17 protein-coding genes are annotated in these 19,209 nt (G+C 56.9%); 10 read left to right on the top strand and 7 right to left on the bottom strand.

The features are described 5' to 3' along the window. The first annotated feature begins 60 nt into the window (after nt 1–60). From PMI03_RS21945 to PMI03_RS21960, 4 genes are all read left to right on the top strand, one after another. Nucleotides 61–945 carry a carbohydrate ABC transporter permease gene (locus PMI03_RS21945; RefSeq protein ID WP_007698142.1) on the top strand — a complete coding sequence of 295 codons (885 nt, stop codon included), beginning with the start codon at nt 61–63 and terminating at the stop codon, nt 943–945. After that, nucleotides 945–1,796, top strand: coding sequence for a carbohydrate ABC transporter permease (locus PMI03_RS31850; protein ID WP_007698145.1), 852 nt, complete (start codon nt 945–947; stop codon nt 1,794–1,796). The genes PMI03_RS21945 and PMI03_RS31850 overlap by 1 nt, the downstream gene beginning before the upstream one ends. A gap of 67 nt (nt 1,797–1,863) precedes the next feature. Continuing rightward, nucleotides 1,864–3,009 (top strand): ABC transporter ATP-binding protein, encoded by a 1,146-nt coding sequence (locus tag PMI03_RS21955; RefSeq protein WP_007698148.1) that lies wholly within the window; start codon nt 1,864–1,866, stop codon nt 3,007–3,009. 20 nt (nt 3,010–3,029) lie between these two features. Then, on the top strand, nt 3,030–5,171 hold the full coding sequence (locus tag PMI03_RS21960; RefSeq protein ID WP_007698150.1) for a beta-galactosidase: 2,142 nt from the start codon (nt 3,030–3,032) through the stop codon (nt 5,169–5,171). 69 nt (nt 5,172–5,240) lie between these two features. On the opposite strand, the gene PMI03_RS21965 is transcribed toward PMI03_RS21960, so the two are convergent. Then, on the bottom strand, nt 5,241–5,720 hold the full coding sequence (locus tag PMI03_RS21965) for a GNAT family N-acetyltransferase (protein WP_007698152.1): 480 nt from the start codon (nt 5,718–5,720) through the stop codon (nt 5,241–5,243). A gap of 340 nt (nt 5,721–6,060) precedes the next feature. Here PMI03_RS21965 and PMI03_RS21970 point away from each other — a divergent pair, with 340 nt between their 5' ends. The 4 genes from PMI03_RS21970 (at nt 6,061) to PMI03_RS21985 (ending at nt 8,786) form a co-directional block, all read left to right on the top strand. Continuing rightward, the gene (locus PMI03_RS21970) at nt 6,061–6,549 is read left to right on the top strand and encodes a hypothetical protein (RefSeq protein WP_007698155.1); all 489 of its coding nucleotides are present in this window, start codon (nt 6,061–6,063) and stop codon (nt 6,547–6,549) included. Between the two features lie 111 nt (nt 6,550–6,660). Next, on the top strand, nt 6,661–7,539 hold the full coding sequence (locus PMI03_RS21975) for a hypothetical protein (protein ID WP_007698158.1): 879 nt from the start codon (nt 6,661–6,663) through the stop codon (nt 7,537–7,539). After that, complete coding sequence (locus PMI03_RS21980) at nt 7,536–8,240, top strand: hypothetical protein (RefSeq protein WP_007698160.1); 705 nt, start codon at nt 7,536–7,538, stop codon at nt 8,238–8,240. Before PMI03_RS21975 ends, PMI03_RS21980 begins: the two co-directional genes overlap by 4 nt. Nucleotides 8,241–8,297: 57 nt before the next feature. Further along, a complete protein-coding gene (locus PMI03_RS21985) occupies nt 8,298–8,786 on the top strand; it encodes a hypothetical protein (RefSeq protein WP_309574458.1) in 489 nt (162 codons plus the stop codon). Nucleotides 8,787–8,963: 177 nt separating this feature from the next. On the opposite strand, the gene PMI03_RS21990 is transcribed toward PMI03_RS21985, so the two are convergent. After that, nucleotides 8,964–10,970, bottom strand: a complete 2,007-nt coding sequence (locus PMI03_RS21990; RefSeq protein WP_309574459.1) for a M48 family metalloprotease — start codon at nt 10,968–10,970, stop codon at nt 8,964–8,966. After that, nucleotides 10,859–12,808, bottom strand: a complete 1,950-nt coding sequence (locus tag PMI03_RS21995) for a DUF4034 domain-containing protein (RefSeq protein ID WP_309574462.1) — start codon at nt 12,806–12,808, stop codon at nt 10,859–10,861. Before PMI03_RS21995 ends, PMI03_RS21990 begins: the two co-directional genes overlap by 112 nt. Nucleotides 12,809–13,147: 339 nt before the next feature. Between PMI03_RS21995 and PMI03_RS22000 the strand changes: the two genes are divergently transcribed. Beyond that, complete coding sequence (locus PMI03_RS22000) at nt 13,148–13,525, top strand: hypothetical protein (RefSeq protein ID WP_007698174.1); 378 nt, start codon at nt 13,148–13,150, stop codon at nt 13,523–13,525. Nucleotides 13,526–13,659: 134 nt separating this feature from the next. Here PMI03_RS22000 and PMI03_RS22005 read toward each other — a convergent pair whose 3' ends face one another. Next, nucleotides 13,660–13,947, bottom strand: coding sequence for a hypothetical protein (locus PMI03_RS22005; protein WP_007698176.1), 288 nt, complete (start codon nt 13,945–13,947; stop codon nt 13,660–13,662). A gap of 514 nt (nt 13,948–14,461) precedes the next feature. On the opposite strand from PMI03_RS22005, the gene PMI03_RS22010 reads away from it, so the two are divergent. Beyond that, complete coding sequence (locus tag PMI03_RS22010) at nt 14,462–15,136, top strand: NrtR DNA-binding winged helix domain-containing protein (protein WP_007698177.1); 675 nt, start codon at nt 14,462–14,464, stop codon at nt 15,134–15,136. Between the two features lie 54 nt (nt 15,137–15,190). Here PMI03_RS22010 and PMI03_RS22015 read toward each other — a convergent pair whose 3' ends face one another. From PMI03_RS22015 to PMI03_RS22025, 3 genes are all read right to left on the bottom strand, one after another. Beyond that, nucleotides 15,191–15,505, bottom strand: coding sequence for a hypothetical protein (locus tag PMI03_RS22015; RefSeq protein ID WP_007698178.1), 315 nt, complete (start codon nt 15,503–15,505; stop codon nt 15,191–15,193). 332 nt (nt 15,506–15,837) lie between these two features. Next, on the bottom strand, nt 15,838–16,242 hold the full coding sequence (locus PMI03_RS22020; RefSeq protein ID WP_007698181.1) for a DUF4112 domain-containing protein: 405 nt from the start codon (nt 16,240–16,242) through the stop codon (nt 15,838–15,840). Between the two features lie 342 nt (nt 16,243–16,584). Then, on the bottom strand, nt 16,585–18,888 hold the full coding sequence (locus PMI03_RS22025; protein WP_007698183.1) for a P-loop ATPase, Sll1717 family: 2,304 nt from the start codon (nt 18,886–18,888) through the stop codon (nt 16,585–16,587). Between the last annotated feature and the right edge of the window lie 321 nt (nt 18,889–19,209).

Consider the following 19,209-nt stretch of genomic DNA (forward strand, 5'->3'; position numbering starts at 1 on the left):
CCTCCCAGCGACCGAGAGGCGGGGCTGCGGCTCCGCCTCCCCATATCGATAGAGGATAAAATGATGACTTTTTGGCGCTACCATCGCTGGTGGCTCACCCCGGCTTTGCTGATTTTACCGGCCGCTATTCTCTTTTCCGTCGTGATCCTATGGTCGGCGGTCGAGAGCGTCTGGATCAGCCTGCACGATTGGGATGGCTTCAGCCCGATGGTCTGGATCGGCCTCGGCAATTACGTCGAGCTGTTCAACGATCCGCAATTCTACGTTTCCCTGAAGAACAACGTCATCTGGCTGGTCATGTTCATGGCAGCACCACCCTTGGGGCTGGCGATCGCGCTTCTCGTCAACCAGAAAATCCGCGGCATGCGGCTGATGAAATCTCTGTTCTTCATCCCGCTGGTGCTGGCCTCCGTCGCCGTCGGCGTCGTTTTCACCTGGGTCTACACGCCGCAACTGGGGCTGCTCGCCCTGATCTTCGGCTTCTTCGGCGCGACCGCACCGGCGCTGCTCTCCAATGAGCATCTCGTGACCTTCGCCATCGTCATCGCCGCCCTCTGGCCGCAGATCGCCTTCTGCATGGTTCTCTACCTAGCCGGGCTCAATAACCTCAGCGAGGAGCTGATCGGCGCGGGCATGGTAGATGGGGCGAGGGGCTGGAACATGTTGCGCCATATCGTTCTGCCGCAACTGACACAGGTCACCTTCATCGCCATTGCCGTGACCGTCGTCGGCGCACTCCGATCCTTCGACATGGTGTCGGTCATGACTCAGGGCGGGCCGTTCGGCTCCTCCGAGGTGCTCGCCTATCAGATGTTCGAGCAGTCGATCTTCTCCTACCGCTTCGGCTATGGCGCGGCGATCGCCTCGGTTCTGTTCGTGATCATGGCGGTGTTCATCGTCTGGTACCTCACGCGGATCATCCGCATCGAAGAAAGAGGGGCCTGATGTATCCGCGCCCGATCCCCGAAGACGCCATCTGGCAGCGTCGCTTCTATTTCACCGCCGTTCTCGCCATCCTGATCCTGTGGCTGTGCCCGCTCTTTGCCGTCATCCTCACGTCGTTCCGGTCTACGCAGGATGTGATGGGTGGGAACCTCTGGGGCTGGCCGACGCAGTTCGGCCTGATCGACAACTATACCTCCGTCTTCACCCAGACGCCGATGGCGCGCTATTTCCTCAACAGCCTGATGATCACCATACCCTCCGTCATCGGGGTGCTGGTCATGAGCACACTCGCCGGCTTCGTTCTGGCGCGCTACCGCTTTCGCGGCAATATGCTGGTCTTCGCGCTCTTCGTCGGCGGCAATTTCCTGCCCTATCAGATCATGATGATACCGGTGCGCGACCTGATGGTGCGGATCGGTCTCTATGACACACCGGCGGCGCTGATTATCTTCCATATCGCCTTCCAGACCGGCTTTGCGACGCTATTCATGCGCAACTTCATCGCAGCCCTGCCGGATGAATTGTTCCAGGCGGCAAGGGCAGAGGGAGCATCGCCGTTTCAAACGCTCGTGCATGTGGTGATCCCGCTAGTTCGTCCGGCACTGGCCGCGCTCGCGATCCTGATCTTCACCTTCGTCTGGAACGACTATTTCTGGGCCGTGGTGCTGACGGTGAGCGATACGGTCAAGCCGGTGACTGCCGGGCTTGCCAATCTGCGCGGCGAATGGGTGTCTGCCTGGAACCTGATCTCGGCCGGCACGATCATCGTCGCCGTGCCGCCCGTCATCATGTTCTTCCTGATGCAGCGGCACTTCATCGCCGGGCTCACCATGGGGGCGGTGAAAGGATGATGACCTTATCCGATTTGATCACCAATCCCGCCCTTTGTGCCAATCCTTCCTTTGCGAGCCGAAAAGCATGACCAGTCTCGAACTTCGACACGTCAACAAGAATTACGGCGCCTATCATGCACTGCGCGGTATCGATCTTTCCGTAGAACAGGGCGAGTTCATCGTCATGGTCGGGCCGTCCGGCTGCGGCAAGTCCACGCTGCTGAAGTCGATCGCCGGTCTTGAAACCATCTCCTCGGGCCAGATCATGATCAATGGTCGCGATGTCAGCACGGCGGAGCCGGGGGATCGCGGCATCGCCATGGTGTTCCAGTCCTACGCGCTCTATCCGCATATGACTGTCGCCGAAAACATGGGTTTCGGCCTGCGCATGGCCAAACGGCCAAAGGCGGAGATCGATGCGGCGGTGGCGCGTGCCGCCAAGATCCTGCGGATCACCGATCAGCTCGACAAGCGCCCGAAGCAGCTTTCCGGCGGCCAGCGCCAGCGCGTCGCCATCGGCCGCGCCATTACTCGCTCGCCGGAGGTCTTCCTGTTCGATGAACCGTTGTCGAACCTCGATGCCGCACTACGCACCCAGATGCGCGTCGAGCTGAGCGGCCTGCATGCCGAACTCGGCGCGACGATGGTCTATGTCACGCACGACCAGGTCGAGGCGATGACGATGGCGAGCCGGATCGTGGTTCTCAATCGCGGCATCATCGAGCAGGTCGGGTCACCGCTGGAGCTCTACCGCAACCCGGACAATCTCTTCGTGGCCGGTTTTCTCGGCGCGCCGCGAATGAACTTCTTTCCTGTGACCGTCGATCAGGTTTCCGGAAGCAGCGTTACTGTTTCCGCCCCGGGCCTTGCTCCGATCGCGGTGGAACTGGCAGCCGGCTCCTCGGTCCAGAAGGGAACGACCCTTACCCTCGGAATCCGGCCGGAAAACATCGCCGTTTCCGACGTTACATCCGCAGGTGCCGCGATCACCGGCCAGGTTCGGCTTGTCGAGCATCTCGGACGGGAGACCATTCTCTATGTCGACGCCGGAGAGCTGCAATGCGTCAGCTCTGAAAGCGGCACCGGCAACATCACCGTGCAAATCGGCCATGTCACCGGCGTTGCCGCCGACGCGCCGATCAGCCTCCGCATCAATCCGCGCGAGGTCTACCTGTTTTCCGCCAATGACGAACGGACCATCACCGTCCGCAAGCCAATTCTCGACAAATAATCCTTCAGGAGCCTGATACAGTGTCAGTCAATACCAGTACCAAAGACCTTTCCGTATGGCGCACCATCAAGACCGACAGGTTTCTCGTTGGCACGCCGCATTATCCGGAACATGTCGATGAAAGCTATTGGGAGCGTGATGCCAAGCGCATGGCCGAGGCCGGCTTCAATGTCGTCCGTCTCGGCGAATTCGCCTGGCATATCTTCGAGCCGAAGCTCGGAACCTTCGATTTCGATCTCTTCGATCGCGCCATCGCGGTCCTTGCGCGCCACGGCATCAACACCATCATGTGCACGCCGACCGCAACGCCGCCGCGCTGGCTGACGGCCGCCCATCCGGAAGTCCTCCGTGTCGACGGCAATGGCCGGACGATGAGCCACGGTTCGCGCCAGCATGCCGATACGGCAAGCCCGGTTTTCCGCGAGCACAGCAAGCGCATCACCAAGGCGATGGCTGAGCATTATCGCGACAACCCCGATGTGATCGGCTGGCAAACGGACAACGAACTCAACACCAGCATGCCGGAATCTTTCTCTGCCGCCACGCTGAAGGAGTTCCAGTCTTATCTCGCCGACAAATACGGCACGATCGACAAGCTCAATTTCGCCTGGGGCGGCGATTTCTGGGCGACCGCCTACGACGATTTCGGCCAGGTCGTGCTTCCCATTGATTTCGGACCGACCTTCCCGAGCCCGGGGCATGTGCAGGACTATCACCGCTTCCTGGCTTTCTCGACGGCGCGTTTCCAGCACGATCAGGTGGAAATCCTGCGGGCGACCAAGGCCGACTGGTTCATCTTCCACAATCTCGGCGGCCTGCGTGATATCGACTTTCGCGGCCAGTTCTCCACGGACCTCGATTTCGTCGGCTACGATATCTATCCGATGCTCTATGACGAGTTTCAGCGCATCGGCAATCACGCCAAGGTGCAGGCGCTGCATCTCGATATCTGCCGCGGCTTCTCGGGCAATTACATCATCCCGGAACAGCAATCCGGTTTCGGCAGCCAGCCCGGCTTCTGCACGCTGACACCGGAGCCCGGCGAAATGCGGCGCATGGCGATGTCCTCGGTCGCGCGCGGCGCCGATGGCCTGATGTTCTTCCGCTGGCGGCCGGCGCATTTCGGTGCTGAAATCTACTGGATGGGCATCATCGACCATGACGACGTGCCGCGTCACCGCTATGACGAGGCAAAGCGCTTCGCCACCGAGATGACGGCACTGAAGGACAAGATCCTCGGCACCCATGTCCGCATGGATGTCGGTATTGCTGGTTCCGATTTCGACAATCAGGAGGCACACAAGACCTACTCGATCGGCCTGCCGAGCCCGCAGGACGATGCCGTGCTGCTGCACCAATATTGCTACGACCGCGGCATCGCCTGCGGCTTCATCCATCCCGAAGACGATCTTTCGCGGTTGAAGCTGCTGTATGTCCCGCATTGGGTGATGTGGAAGGATGGCTGGACCGAACGGCTGGAGTCATTTGCGCGAGGCGGCGGCACCGTGATCATCGGCGCGCGTACCGGCACGCGTGATGAAAACAATCACGTCATCCGCGAGGCGGCACCGGGTTCGTCGCTGACACGACTGACCGGCGTCACGGTCGAGGATTTCGGCCGGCTGGCAGCACCGGGCGCCAATGGTCTTTTCGATGTCATGTCACGCTCCGGCGGATTGGTGATGCCGCCCAACCGCCCAGCAGAATCCCATCGCCGCGTTCGCCGTTTCACCATCGGTAACCGCGAGCTGGACGCAGCCCACTTCTACGAGAACCTGACGGTAGCCGACGATGTCGAAGTGGTGGCAACCTGGTCGAACCGCTATGCCGAAGGCGTACCGATGGCGACGTCACGCAACATCGGCAAGGGCAGGGCTCTCTATCTCGGCACATACCTGACGGCTGATCTGACGGCCGCGCTCGCCGACCGCACCTTTGCGGATGCAGGCGTCGAGCCGTTGATCGCCGATCTGCCGGACGGTGTCGAAGTGACGATGCGCCAGAACGAGGAGAGGCATCTTCTGTTCATCCAGAACTACACCGACCAGCACGCGGAACTGACCAACGTCCCGCACGGCGTCAATCTCCTCGACGGCAGCAAATCGGTGTCCGGTGCGCTATCGCTCGAAGCCTATGGCTGCGCGATCGTCGAGTTGGGGTGACGATCAACCGGAACGAGGCGATCGGCTGCATTATGGAGCCTGCCGATCGCCTCGTATTAACGTCGCTTTTCAGCTATCGGCAAAGGCCTTCAGTGCGTCGCCGGCCAGCCGGTAGCGTATCCATTCGTCCTGCGGCTCTGCGCCAATCGAACGATAGACGCGGATGGCCGGCTCATTCCAATCGAGTACGCTCCATTCGAACCGGCCGCAGCCTTTCTCGACCGCGAGTTTCGCCAGATATTTCAGCAGCGCCTTGCCGGCGCCCGATCCGCGCTTCTGTGGGGTGACGTAAAGATCCTCGAGATAGAGACTATTGCGGGCAAGCCAGGTGGAATAGGTGTAGAACCAGACCGCGAAACCCACCGGTTCGCCATCGATCTCGCAAATGACCGCATGGGTGACGGATTGCGGGCCGAACAAGGATTGCTCTATGGAAGCCGTCGTCGCCTCGACCTCGTGAGCCGCCTTTTCATATTCCGCCAGTTCGCGAATAAATCGCAGGATGAGTTCTGAATCGGATAGCTGCGCCGGGCGTATCGTTATCGTCATTTTCGTTCATCTGTCGCTTCGGCATTTGCCTTGCGCATGGCGCAGTCGGCAAGTGCGCAGTTCATGACTATAGCGGATTGCGTGTAAGGGTTACGATCGATGAAGGCAAGCTATGCCGGTAGCGTCGCGACGAGATTTCGGCAGAGAATTCCTCGCATTTCGAATGCCAAATATTCCTTCAGATTCAACCGGTTGAGTAATCCGTACCGCGCCATATACTTACCTGGAAATCGCGGTTGGAAATCGCCCCATTCGCTTCAAAAGCCGAATGATCACAAGGGAAACATCGAGAGGGAAAGTCCCATATGCTGCCTCCGCAATCCGTTTTGAGAAGCAACCCATGAAAGTACCCGCGCAATATCCCGCACCGGAGAGCTTTCTCGCCGCGCTGACGCAACCATTCGACAGCATAGCCGGCAGGCGTGTCGTGGAACCTTTTGGAATTGCCTGGAGCGATGCTATCGCGCTGGATAGAGGGCTGGATATTTATCATATCAGTGCGCCACCAGCGGGTATTCACCTAACTTTCAAGCATGAAGGCATGGTGTTCGACCATGACTATCCGGATGACGGCAAGGGTCCATTCCTTCTGACGGACTGTGCCTTCTGGGGAGATGTGGAGAGTTTCGAGAGCTATAAGGGGCCGATCTGGAGGAACTTGACCTTCTCCGATACGATAGCCGATGCAGAGGGGAAGTTAGGACCGCCAACCAAAGTCGGCCGGTATGATATCCATGCCTGGGAACTGCCTGATTTCAAATTGACCATACACTGGAAGAGCCCGAACAGCATTCGGGTGATTTCGTACTGGATGAAACAAAGGGACTGATGGAGTGGTGCTCCCTTCGGCGAAAATAGAAGGTACGTGATATGACACAGCGTGGGTACGCGCGTCGCCAAAGTTTTCGAATCCGTCGATTGAAAACCATAGGAAGCCCGAATGAATTCAGTGCGTCGTGGCGTTCTCACATTTTTGGGCGGTCTTATCCTGGGAAAGCCGTCTCTTGGTAGAGCGTCGAGCAAACAGCCGGCCTTTGCCGCGTCCCGTTCCAGCTACACGCCGCGCCATGTGCTTTGCTTTCTCGGCAAGGAGAATGGCCTTGCAGCGCTCCAGCAGAGTGCACGCGCCGCTATCGACCTGTTTGCCGATGACTTTACCGTGGACAAAGAATTTTCGCACGACGAGCCGGATGATCGGATGGAACGATCCTTCAATGTCTGCTGGGACCACGTTGATCCCAACGCCTATGAGGAGACGGATGAAAACGCGGTCGCCGGGCACGGGTCGGTGCTCTACGTGCTTGGTCCGCCCATGACGGCGGACATAGCCGTAACCACATCCGCAAAAGCCCTGATGTTTGTGCAATACATGCTCGATCATGGTGCGATCGCCGCGAAGGGCGAGAGTGCGGGCGTCGCTCATGGAGTGAGGCGATGGAAGGAGCTTTTCGAACAGGCGCGCGACGCGACGGCATCGCATGATTTGCTGATACTTGCGAGAACTTGCCGTCTCGCCTTTGCGCGCCGCCCCATCGGCGATGATGCTGAGGGGATGGCAAGCGTCGGGTTTCATCTGGTCGGATTGCCTGATGTGCTGGTCACCTTTGCCCGAAAAGACAATCACCAACCGTCCACCAATGCCGAACAACTCAAGATCGCGGCCCTGATTGATGACATCGCCGATGACATGACACGGGAAGGCGTTGAGACAGCCTTGGCGGATCGTAAGGCCACTCTAGCGGACGACACCCGGTACGAAGAGGATGGATACAAATTCAATCCGTTTGGAGTGGCGAGCATTCAAGAGAAAAAGCTTTGACGAAGAAATTGTTGAAACTCGCTCTCGTCCTGATGGTTACGGTCATCGGCGCTTCCTTTCTTGTTCCGACCTACCCTGATGCTCCCGTGGAAACGAACGAACCTGTCGTTGCGCTCAACGTCAGCAGTTCGGGTGAACGCCTGCTCCTGCGGACACTTGTTCACGATTACGATTTTCTAATGCCGCCAAACCGTTTGAACGAGCTGTCGTCGACACGATATGATCAGCTCAGCTCGCTCGGTGGAACGAGAGCCTATCTCGACACGATAAGAGTGCAGTCGACGGGCATGGCAACGAGCAAGATCAGCATCATGCTCGGCGGCTATGATTCCAGTCTGAGCGAAACAAAGAAAGGCGTCTTGCCTGACGATCTCAGAGCTGACCTGGCAGCGCTTGGCTTCGTGCCTTCCAATGGAAATGTCGTCGGCGATTTCGACACGCCGCTTTACATGGTCTGGAGCACCGAATTGTCAGGACGGCAATACCCCGTAAACAGTCGCGAGGCGTATACCGGAATAGATCTGACGGCACCAACGGCATCTGAAGTCTTGGTCACCTCTGACGATCAGCCGGCATTGGAACGGAACCGCCGGCTCAATGCCATGTTGCGACCGTTGACGGCTCTGAGAGAGGGGATGGAGACCGCAGCTCTCGTGCTTTTCATGATCGTCATCGGAGCAAATCCTACGCCCGGCGGTTGAGGTTGCCGGGATCGTGTTGAGGCTAGCTCAATGAGTGTGTGGAGGATAGCTTCGTCAGTGCTGACCGAACAACAACCGATATGCACCAAGACCTTTGGGGATTTGGATATGATCTGGCTGGATGTGGCACCTGAACAACCAATGGACGCCGCACTCATAAAAAATGCGCTGGCTGCGGTGCTGCGTGTGGACACAAGCGCCATCGAAGTGGTGAACGACCTGTCACAGGCGCAAGACAAGGCGGTATTATGCGTCATCCATGAAGGCGACGGATCCGACTTCTCTCAGGTCGTCTCGATCTACGTGACGGAAGAGCTGACACCACCAAGCCTACTGGAGGGCGGCTCACAGATCGCCAAGTTCGTCCAGACGGCGGTGCTGTTGCCCAACGATGAAAGTGCAAATCCCTATTCGTTCGTACTTGCATCTCCCTCAGGCTCGCTGGTCAATGTTCTGGTGGATGCAGACCAGCTCGATCAACACGACCGCTATGTGATCGTGACCTATGACGGAGCTCCGGGATGTGCTGAAGGAGGCAATACTTGATGCAGCCTCTGACAAAGCCCGATGCGATCCGGCTTCAATTCGAAGCAGGAATTGTGAGATCACGCGACGATCTTTTCGTGGCCTGCTCCAATGAGGAGGAGCGCTTCGACGGCTTCGCCCGCCTTTGCGGGTATCGGGCCGGAGAAAGTCAGCGCCGACAAGGCGACAAAGTGGCCTTCAATGGTGCGCCGCAGCCGAACCGGCTTGGGCAATCAAGCTGCCGTTCGTGCAATGCCCCGGAATTTGATCGTTCGGCCCGATAAAACGAACCTCCAGATAGAGATGCAGCCGCGCCTGCAAACGCTCGAGCAGCCTCTTGCAGGCGGAAGCATTGACATCGTCCTCTCCGGTCAATCTGCCCACCAGACGCATGAACCAGCTGTCATAGGCCTGTACATACAGGAACCACCGGGGCGGGCTTGCCGTATCCGGCGGCGTGTCGCGGCAAAGCCATATGGCGCGCGCATGCTGGAAAAGCGGCTGAAGCGTGCCTTGCAGCAAGGCGAGTTCGGACGCATCCATCCCGTGGGGGAAAAGACCTTTGGATACCGATTGACCTATATCTTCGCCAGCCCACAATTGATCGGCGATCTGTCGATGGTGCTCCGCCGCTGGCTTGTCGCTCAGCCGCAGGTAGAGTTCGCAAAGATGGCGATGAGCCTGATATTCGGAAGAGGAGGAGTTCTGGCTGATGCGATGCCATATGGAAATCGCGCTTTGGATATCGCCGCTTTGCTGCAGATCACCGGCTTTAAGCTGAAGAAGTGCCGGATCTTCGGGGGAATGCTGCAATCCTTGTGCGAGGGCCTCGGCGCGAAGCGTGCCTGCCGGATCAAATGTCTCTGCCAGTCGCGCCAATTCCAACCAATCCTGCTCGTCAAACACCTGCTGTTCGCGACGCTGCAGGAGATTTGAGAATTCGCGCTGTTGATGCGCTCGCCACTCCTTTGCATCCCGCCAGCCTTGTTCCGCAGTTTCGCGCCAATCGGCATCAAGCTGCGCGGCGATACCAGAGGCTTCCGCCCCCAGCCAATCTGCGGCCGCCGAAGTCTCGTCGAGGTGCCAGGGCAGATGATCGGGAAGCGGGTCTGCCGGATCAAATCCTGTTGCCGCGATGCGCTCGAAAAAGACAGGATGCGTGCTGTGACTATCCGGTTCCTGGCAGAGGCTTTCGTGCAGCCAGACGGCGGCCTGCGCGCCGTCGCGCGGATGACTGTTCGCTGGTTCCGTCAAAAGCTGCGTAAATGGCCGCGTCCGAGCGATGTCATCACTACCCGCTAGCGCAAATATATCCGGCCAGAACCGGGTAGACATAGCTCTTTGCCGCAATGCCAGGGTTGCTTCTGCCTCGAATGCGATATCGTTGCCGCAAACCGCAATCGCCTGCGCATCGGCAACCATCTCGCAACGGCGTGAAAACTCCAGTGTCTCGCGCATCATGCGGGGCACGTACCAGGAGAGAAATAGTCTGAGCGGCGCGGTGATCAGACGATGATTGCGCTCATGCAAGTCACCAAGCGCCGCCCAGCGTTGACGCGCCACATAGGCCCAACGCGCAAAATGGCCATGCTGCCGGGAAATATGCGCGTATTCATGCGCGATGACGACTGCGGCTTGCTTTCTTGTCAGCAAGGCAAGAAGCGGCAAGCCAAGCACCAGAATATGCTTCGGCTGACCGGCACGGGACCCTGTCTGATAGATGGAGGCATTGAGCTCGGCGTTGATATAGACGGCCGTGAAGGCGGGCGCATCGCAGGCAAGCCGCAATCGTTCAAGCTCGCCAGCCAGAGCGGGAACCTTGCCGGGATCCAGCAATATGCCATTCGATACCGGTGGCGCCGGCACTGCCGCATAGGCACGCAGAACCATCAGCCCGTAAAACACCCATGACAACGACGGCAAGGCAAGAAGCACCAGCAGAAGCCGCGAAGGCAGCCACAATGCAAGCAGGAGAGGGGAGAGGACCAGCACGGCTCCGCAGACGAGCAAAGATACATCGCCAAAGGCGAGCCAGATCAAGGCTCGCCATCTGCCTTCTTGCGGTGATGGAAGGGGAGTGGCCATGGTGACGCTTATTTTGGCGGGAGATGCTCGCTTGAAAGTTTCTTGCCGAGGAAGAAGGCTTTCAACGCTCGGCCTGCCATTTGCATTCCCGTCGATCCGTAGACCTGCGTCTCCATCCATTCCATTGTCGAATGGTCGGGAAAAAGTTCCTTGTAACGGTCGAACCACTGCATGGCGACAAACTCGCTTTTGGGAACACCGTCGCCGTATTTATATGCCAGGACGACCTGGCCATAGGCTTCACCGGCAATGTGGTCGTCATGGTGGGTGACAAGGGATTTCATGTTGGCGACGGCCTGCTCTTTTTCCTCCGCAGTTCCATGCCGCCGGTCGACGCTCGCGACCCTGATCATTGCCATTTCCACGCCGCCATTCATCGCCCCGACATAAAGATTGCGGACGCGCTCGAAATCTTCCCGGACCGTCAAATCAATATCGTCAACATTTTCAAGGCGCCATGCATAATTGTGCAGCGCAACCGCTTCACCGTCCTCGACGGCGAGCTCGAGCCAGTGATCCGCTTCCTCGCCGTCAAGCAACTCTGGATCGGTATCAGGCCGGATTCCTCGCGTGATGTCGTACATGCTTGCGGCGGCGGAATAGACGCGTCGCTCGGCAAAGGCGCGGGTAAGATAGGTCGCTTCCTTTTGAAAGCCTCCGTCCCACATCATCCGGCAAGCATGCATCGGCGAAAATTCATCCGGTTCATAGAGCGGTTCGAGCTGCGCTGCCCGGTCGATCAGCCGCGTGGCAATCGCCGGATCGGCCTTGATCCCCCACATGCCGAACTGCCACGCGAATGCTGCGACAGTGAGCATCGTTGGTTCGTCAAAACGGCGAACGGCGGTTTGCAGGACGCTGGCATAGGCACCCTCATGATCCTCGAAATGCTTGATCAGCATCACATTGGTGAAGTCGCGAAACGGGCCATCAATGGCAGGGTAGGTTCCCGGCGGCCTGCAATAGCGGACGGATTCGACATGGCGCTGATGGGCGAGTTCGCCGTCGGCGAGCGAGTAATTGGTAAAATTGGCGTACTTGCCGAATGAAATGAACCGCAAGCGATCGGAGAGATCCCGGGCCAGCCAGTTCTTGAAAATCTTCTGTCTGGCCGCGATCTCGCGAGCGTCGCCCGGCTGTGGATATTCAGGGAGCGTCAATGAATCCTGAATTCCCGGCCAGCGGACGGAATTGCGTTCCTGTTCGCTCAGCGCGGAACACAAAGGACCTGTGGCGAATTTTTCGACCTCTCCATCACGGCCACCCCATCTGGGGCTCAGATACTGCGCGTAATCAACCAGGATCTCCGGCCATCGCGGTCTGAGAGAAAGGCAGTAGCGCAGCCAGTAAAAGCCGGAGTTCTCGACATCTTCCTCTTTCGTGGGCGGAAGAGAGGAGGGAAGCATCGCCGTTACAATGCCGGGCGGCTCTAATCCATATCTGGCAAGCTGAGCACATGCCGCCTCATAAAGGTCCGGCTCAAACTCCTCGCGCTGCATGGTTTTTTCAGCAGGCAAGCCACGGAACAACGCATCGACGAAGTCTGGCTGACCTAGATACTGGCTGATCTGCATCATCGTTTCACCGGCAAGCGCCGGTCGCTCCGAGAGCGCCATCGCCTTCAGTAAATGCTCGGCCGCGGTTACGCAAGCCATGTGGGCGGCGACCCATTGATCCTCGCCGACCTCGGATGCCCAGGCTGCCGTGCGGATGTCGCAGGCCCGGCGAAAATAATAGTGACCGAGAATTTGCCTTGCATGATAGGAGCCTGGATAGGCTTGGATCCAGCCATTCAGCAATTCAAGCCTGAGGGCCGCGTCGACGCTGGCGTTGTCAAAAAGGCCGGAGCTGGTTGCGAGGAACGTGTAGCGGTCATCGGGCAAATCACCAGGCTGCCACCACGCCGCTTCGAGCGCTGCCATGATGTGCTCGACCTCGTCGAAACGACGCTCAAGCATCGCCTTTCGCAGGTCTTCCTGCTGGCGCAGCCGAGCCCATTCAGGACCATCCAACGGCAGGGGAGGCGAGCTTGTGATTGTCTGCATGCGTGGCTCCTCAACATGTTTAGCGGACCATGATCGTCATGGTAGATCGTTGCCTGGGACGAATCCGGGCCGCCGCGCGTCCGATGTGTAACGTGAATGCGTCGCCAATTTCAACCACCGGCCGTACTATTCAAAGGCGACGCCGAGCCACACCGTCCCGTCGTGCGATGTCAAATCGTTCACGCTGGATGGCCAAGGCCAGGTGAATGGCCTAGATAGATCGTTGAAATCGGATGGCATTGATCGGGGGGTATGGAAATAGATACTCGAATTATCATCCTGATCGCAGCGACCTTGCTTGGCAGTTCCGCTGCGGCGCAGGACCGGCAGATCACTGACCTGAAAATCGTGGCCTTTCGCTCCGAGGCTCCCGATCGGTGCCGCAAGTCCGATGTCGCCTTAACTGCTGCGAAGGCCCGGGCGTTCTTCAAGCGCGCAAAACAGATCGACGCCAGAATCCTGCACGACGATTATGATCTTGCGCCCTGTTACATGGAAGGAACGCTAAAATGGGGTGGGGAAATGTGTGACTGGAAGATCCGGGCAGGTGCCACAGGCCATGTTCAATGCAGCAAGCAGGAAATCTACTTCGCTTGCGAGGCCTGCGGCGATCTGTTCGATCAAAAATAACGCTTTTTGCTCCACGCGGCTCATCATCCGGGAGCAAGTTTAACTCCGTGGGAACCCTTAAATGGGGCGACCCGAAATCGCGGGTGTGCCTCCGAGACCATGAAAGGGGCAGATCGGCGGATGCGTTCTTCGCTCTACTTGTTCTTCAGAAGCCAGATCTTACCGGCCATGGTTATAGCGTACGCGTCCTTTCCAGCATCATCGTCGACGTGGAGACGTTCAAGAAAGCCGGGCTCTCTCAATTCTTCCAATGTCTTGTCGCTGATGAATTTGATTTTCTGCGGCCGTTCTTTCCAACGGTCGGTTTTTGCATAGGTCACGGTTGCGTTCTGGTGCGTCCACTTCTTCGCCGACTGCGGATAAAGATCTCCTTGCTGCGCAAGTTTCAGTCCTGCGATCTGTGACGGTGTTAGTTCAATCATTGGCGCGAAAAATCTCCATCGCTGTTTCTATCGAGCGCACTTAACACAAAAGACGGTCGAGTGTTTCGCAAAAACACTTGTTTCCGGAGAATCTCTGCCAAGTGTGGCATGGCCGTTTTCTAGGGAGGGGATCAACCTCCGTCCTATTTGCAAGATCAGGACGTTTCAACTTAGCTGCCACATATGTGAAGTTACATAAGGTTTATTATGGAACTAAAGCCCATATCTGATTTGTCGCGTTATCGCTGTAAAACGAAGTCTAACTTTTCCCAAACGAACCGCTGATATCCGCAAAACGAACCCTGAATCATCCGCAACTGGCATAGATACGAGATTTCATCACTATAGCGCCGGGACCAGCCAAAGGTTTCGAGATCGCATGCGAACTTGGAGAAGCCAGCTTCACAAGCCCTCCGTGCGAATTTCTTAATATCGAATCCGGTAAAAGGCTGGTTGGGCCGTAGACCAATCGCGATCACGTTGCGGCCAGTTTTTGGAGGACGCGAGAGATCGGATGCCTAGTTTTAACTCTATACAGGTTATCGTGACCACCGTCTTGTTGACCCTGGAAGACGGCGAACCTCGTGTCGTCTTATTATCTGGTCAAGATGGCGAGCAAGCCGCGGGCTTCAGCCTCATCAGTGAAGTCGTCAAAGGAAACGAGGAAATCAAACTACAGGAGATCGTAAAGCGGTCGTTGGCACAACAGGCGAACGTCGTGGATATCTACGTCGAGCAGCTCGAAACGGTCTCGGGTGCATCGGGAGGCGATCAAAAGGACTCCGAGCCAACGATTCACATCGGCTACCTTGGGCTCATGCCGGAATCGAAAATGAAGGCAGCTCGTGAATTCTCTACAACGATTCGAACCTTCTGCCTCGACGCCCTCCCTTCCCTTCCACATAACGGAAGACAATTAGTGTCTGCTGCCGTGTTGCGACTACGCCGTGTGGGACCATGGTCGGTCATGCCCGCCTTTTTGTTGGACGAGGAATTCACAATTGCCCAATTGAATAGAGCATATGATGCCGTGGTCGGAAACAATTCGTTCGGCGCAAACTTTCGCCAAAAGATTCTGAAAGCCAATATTCTAATCCCAGTGGGGGCGAAACATACCGACGGGGCTACGCGGAAAGCCGTACATTATTCCATCCGGCCAGGGGCCTTCGATTCTGATATTCGACTGTAACCCACCTCACTCAGCTACCAGGGACGGAGCCGGCAGCCTGCTCGATCCACTTATTCAAGCAGCTCCGGTTACCCGGAGTTCGTCTTCGTACGCCTTTCGTTGATTTAGGTCGGCTAGACGTCCTGCAATTGCGCATGCGACGTGGCGCGTTTCGCGCATTGCCAATTCCAAGGTTACCTTGGTGTCGAACGCCTTTCGTTGCGCATCCAAAGTAGCCTTGTTCTCGTAGTCGATCGCTGCCACTGCCCTTGCATCTTCCGCTGCTGCAACTATAGCAGCGGCTGTCAGAGCATAGTTAAGAAGTTCCGTTTCACGCAGCATTGAAGTAAGACGATCTGTTGTCATTTCAATCAGAGTGTGCGGGTTCATTTTCTCTCCTTCATCACTTCCTTCACGTCGAGCCTCGTTCTGCCGCTCACACGATTGGAGTCTCTGTGCATTTGAATCAGGCGCTCCTCGAAAGCCGCCCAAGAGAGTAGCGACGTTGTATTGAGCCTCCTCAAGAGGCTCGTTTGAATCCGTCTGGAGCGCAAGCCCCGATCGCGAACAAAATGGCAACAAATTTTTTGTGGGGGGGGGGAAGCTGTACTCCGATGCCCAAAACGGAAAAACGCCAGATTTCGCCGTCAAACTTGGGTCATTCAGATCCGTTCTCAATCGGCTGGACTGCAGCCGCCAGCCACAATCCGGAGGTGGCAGCTTCAAGTACGGGTTCTGGCGAGATCATCGCGCGTCATCCCGAAATGATCGAGGACGATATCGACGTTGCGTTTGTTTGCCTTGAAATACACGTCGAATAGGTCGCCGAGGATCGGCACGCTGCCGCCGAAGGTGTCGATGCCTACGTTGAGCAACATACCGAGTAGCTTTTCGTTCGGAATTCCAAGTCGCCTTGCCTCGTTGACGAGGACCAGACTGATAGCCGCCCCTGCTGCGTCGCCCAGTCCTGGGGCCAGCCCTAGCACGGAGTCCGCTCCAAAGCGGATACGGGTGAACGGGATCGTGATCGCAGTATCCATCAAGGTTGCGATCGCGGCCATCCGCCGGAGACGGCGATTGCGGTCAAAGGTGTCATCGCGGCCAAAATAGGCAGATGCCGTTGCCATTGTCAGAACTCCGATAGTTGAAACGGCTGATACGCGTCACCCCGGAACCTCAGGTGGTCCGAATTAGCCGTTCGTCGCCAATGCTCCCGCTGGCAAATGGGGTCACCGCCACGTTAGTTCAATTCGGTGTCCAAGTTTCAAATCCAAGCTCGCTGCCACGGCGGATATCACGAACCATCGTCATCCCTATGCCGTCATGGCGGCCTTACTCTTCACGACCACGCTTTCAATAGTTGGAGCTGCGATAGTGGGCTTGTGAGCCTCGTTTCTGACTAGCGAGACCAGAATTGGTCTGCCATTCTTCTGGGCGATGGGCGGTGTCTTTGCGATCTCGACAAGACCTCAGAAGTTCAATCCCGCATCGAAGGCAGGGCTCAACGCATAGCTGACGTCCGCCCCGGCCTTCGATATCAAAACCTGCATCAGCTTCATGTCGTAGCCGACGTCGAAGATGTACTTCACGCCATTATCCTGTGTATGAATGCCCAGGAATCCGTAGTAGACCATAAAGCGCAGGACATCATCGACCCGGTCGGCTGGAATCCCCGACGCAACAATCAGTTCGGCGATGCGACCTTGAGTGAAGGTCTTTCCCTCTCCGATGAAGTGGTAGATGAGGCTGGTGTCGACACCGAGAATATCCGTCAATTCCTGGTCGGCCTCGGTGATGAGGTCCAACGAGTAGGCTCGAAGCCCCTTCACGAGGTCGGTCTCGTCGATCCTCGGACGTCCCATTCCAACCGCGAACCCCCTACAATGAGCCAGGAGCTTGATCATATTTCGTGGGCGCATGAGCGACCGATCGATGAGAAACTGCGACGTTTCCTCTCCTTGATAGTGTGAAATGCAAATCTGAGACCAGACCTTCTCAAACGGCGTGTCGGCGGGCAGAGAATTGGAGACCAGCCGTTTGCGGAGAACCTCCCTCAAGAGGTCGGAGTCCGTCCAATCCAGCGTTGCCCGGCTTTCTTTTCCGTAGTCGGCCGAAGACTCTACCAGCAACTGGTAGACGTCATTTCGCACGAAGACGACGCTATGGAAGTCGTGCTCGTGCGCCTGCATTTGATGCTGGATTTTCCTCGCCGCGTCGATGAGGCCGCGCAGTATCAGGATGTCGCCGGACGTGAGTCCGTGGGACGACCAACCCTTGTCCAGATTATCGAACAGTATCCAGACGCTGCCCTTGAATTTTAGATAGGCTGACAGAGTGTCCCTGACCTCCCGGATATTGTGCTTATATACGAGCTCAGTGACTTGAGCCGCGTTCAGGCGCTGGCCCTTTTCGGCACCGAACTTGCTCTGGAACGTATCGACCAAATTTTGTGAGATCCCGAGAAGACGCTCCGAAAAGTCTCCTTCTCCGGCCGCGCCAGTCTCGTAGACGGCCTGTAGTCGGCAATAGGGATCATAGAGATTGTTATCCCGGAGATGCCGATCGGCATCTTTCTCGAGCACCTTGTAACAAATCTCAAGGTAGAAAACGTATTCGAACAGCGCAGTGATCAGGTGGGTTTTCGCCCCCTCGGCTAAATAATCGAGGACGTCTTCCTTTAGCCTGATGAGCTGATAGCCTTCAGGTTTCAAATCGACGACGATATTACTGATATTGCTTCGCTTTATATTTCGGACCTGCGAGAAGAGCGCCGTCTTGCCCGCCCCCTTCCGGCCGACCACCAGGTTCACGTCCCCGCGTGTCGCGCGTTGGTACTGGTCAGTGCGCAGGTAATATTCACCGAGGGTCTGGAATTCGTTCTCGGCAACCGCGTCGCCAAACCTCAGTTCCGCAAGGAAATCTCCTTTCGGAAGCGGAAGCGGATCATCGGCTTGGAGCTTCTCTGTTATATCGAGAGCCATTTCTCCAATGATATTAGATATATCCTCCGGTCGATCAAATGTCTTGACGATATCTCGAACATCCAGCGGAGCGGGTCCACCCCGGGGCTGAAGAATGGTCGTGATCTTGCCCATGCCAAGAGCCAAGCCGCTCACGAATGCTGCCCGTATATTATGGACATCCGCATCAGCGAACTGCGCAGCAAGCAAAGGAACGACCACGCCGAAAGACGCCGCCACGTCGTCGATCGCCTTCGGAGCAGAAAGACGTGGTTCGTCGTCGGGGATGTAGCCTTTGAAACCTAGCCTTGCCTTCTTGATCCGTGCGATCACCGAAAGCATTGCCTGATTGGATTGCGGTGTCCTCAAGACGTAAACCGGAGCCTTCGTGTTCAATAACCTCCGTAATGGCATCGCGCTGTCGTTGCCGAATTTCTGGAGGAGTTTCGACAGTCCCTCCGAGTCAGAATAGCTCTCGAAGCCGAGCGTGTCGAAAATTCCGATCTTGTCTATCGTGCTGGCGTCGCGCTTAAAGTTGGTATTCCGGGTCAGATAGGCGCGCTTGCCTTGCCCGATGGCATACCCGATTTCGAACGTGACGTTAAAATTGAGCGAGGTGATATCGGCCACCAGGAAATCACATTCGCGGATGTGCTCGAAAATCGGGTCTGTTAGCGGAATTCCGCAAATCTCGTTTTGCTGCCAGAGGTGGAGAGATAGGCTCGGCTTGACGGATGAAAGAACCTTCTGCGCCTCCTGAATAGTCTTGGTAACCTCAGGTTCGGACGACGGATAAGCAAAGAAGGTTTTCATGGCTACGCTCGCTGATTGTTCCCGATATAAGTACAATCAAACAGCTCCAATGCAATGATAGGTGGTGCAAGAAAACGGGTCATCCACCGAGTTTCCATTCCATTGGGGCATAGCCCTCCTCGAGGATCTGCAGTTTGCGTTCCGTTGTCCAGCGTCGATGCCGGACATCGCCGATCATCAGGCGACGTGTCGATACTCGTTAGACAATAGAAGAGCGATTACGCGGCTCTGCGGACTGTGGTCATCTTGGTGAATTCGGATAGTATTTCCGGATAAAACTCCGCAAGATGGCGTACCACTGTTGATTTCCACTGAGAGTTG

This window comes from Rhizobium sp. AP16, from assembly GCF_000281735.1.
In the GTDB taxonomy this organism is placed as follows: domain Bacteria; phylum Pseudomonadota; class Alphaproteobacteria; order Rhizobiales; family Rhizobiaceae; genus Rhizobium; species Rhizobium rhizogenes.

Bases quoted from the DNA above. Each gene is read 5' to 3' on its own strand.
- PMI03_RS21945 (WP_007698142.1), top strand. From the start codon at position 61: ATGATGACTTTTTGGCGCTACCATCGCTGGTGGCTCACCCCGGCTTTG.
- PMI03_RS31850 (WP_007698145.1), top strand. From the start codon at position 945: ATGTATCCGCGCCCGATCCCCGAAGACGCCATCTGGCAGCGTCGCTTC.
- PMI03_RS21955 (WP_007698148.1), top strand. From the start codon at position 1,864: ATGACCAGTCTCGAACTTCGACACGTCAACAAGAATTACGGCGCCTAT.
- PMI03_RS21965 (WP_007698152.1), bottom strand. From the start codon at position 5,720: ATGACGATAACGATACGCCCGGCGCAGCTATCCGATTCAGAACTCATC.
- PMI03_RS21970 (WP_007698155.1), top strand. From the start codon at position 6,061: ATGAAAGTACCCGCGCAATATCCCGCACCGGAGAGCTTTCTCGCCGCG.
- PMI03_RS21975 (WP_007698158.1), top strand. From the start codon at position 6,661: ATGAATTCAGTGCGTCGTGGCGTTCTCACATTTTTGGGCGGTCTTATC.
- PMI03_RS21990 (WP_309574459.1), bottom strand. From the start codon at position 10,970: ATGGATGGAGACGCAGGTCTACGGATCGACGGGAATGCAAATGGCAGG.
- PMI03_RS21995 (WP_309574462.1), bottom strand. From the start codon at position 12,808: ATGCTTGAGCGTCGTTTCGACGAGGTCGAGCACATCATGGCAGCGCTC.
- PMI03_RS22000 (WP_007698174.1), top strand. From the start codon at position 13,148: ATGGAAATAGATACTCGAATTATCATCCTGATCGCAGCGACCTTGCTT.
- PMI03_RS22005 (WP_007698176.1), bottom strand. From the start codon at position 13,947: ATGATTGAACTAACACCGTCACAGATCGCAGGACTGAAACTTGCGCAG.
- PMI03_RS22010 (WP_007698177.1), top strand. From the start codon at position 14,462: ATGCCTAGTTTTAACTCTATACAGGTTATCGTGACCACCGTCTTGTTG.
- PMI03_RS22015 (WP_007698178.1), bottom strand. From the start codon at position 15,505: ATGAACCCGCACACTCTGATTGAAATGACAACAGATCGTCTTACTTCA.
- PMI03_RS22020 (WP_007698181.1), bottom strand. From the start codon at position 16,242: ATGGCAACGGCATCTGCCTATTTTGGCCGCGATGACACCTTTGACCGC.
- PMI03_RS22025 (WP_007698183.1), bottom strand. From the start codon at position 18,888: ATGAAAACCTTCTTTGCTTATCCGTCGTCCGAACCTGAGGTTACCAAG.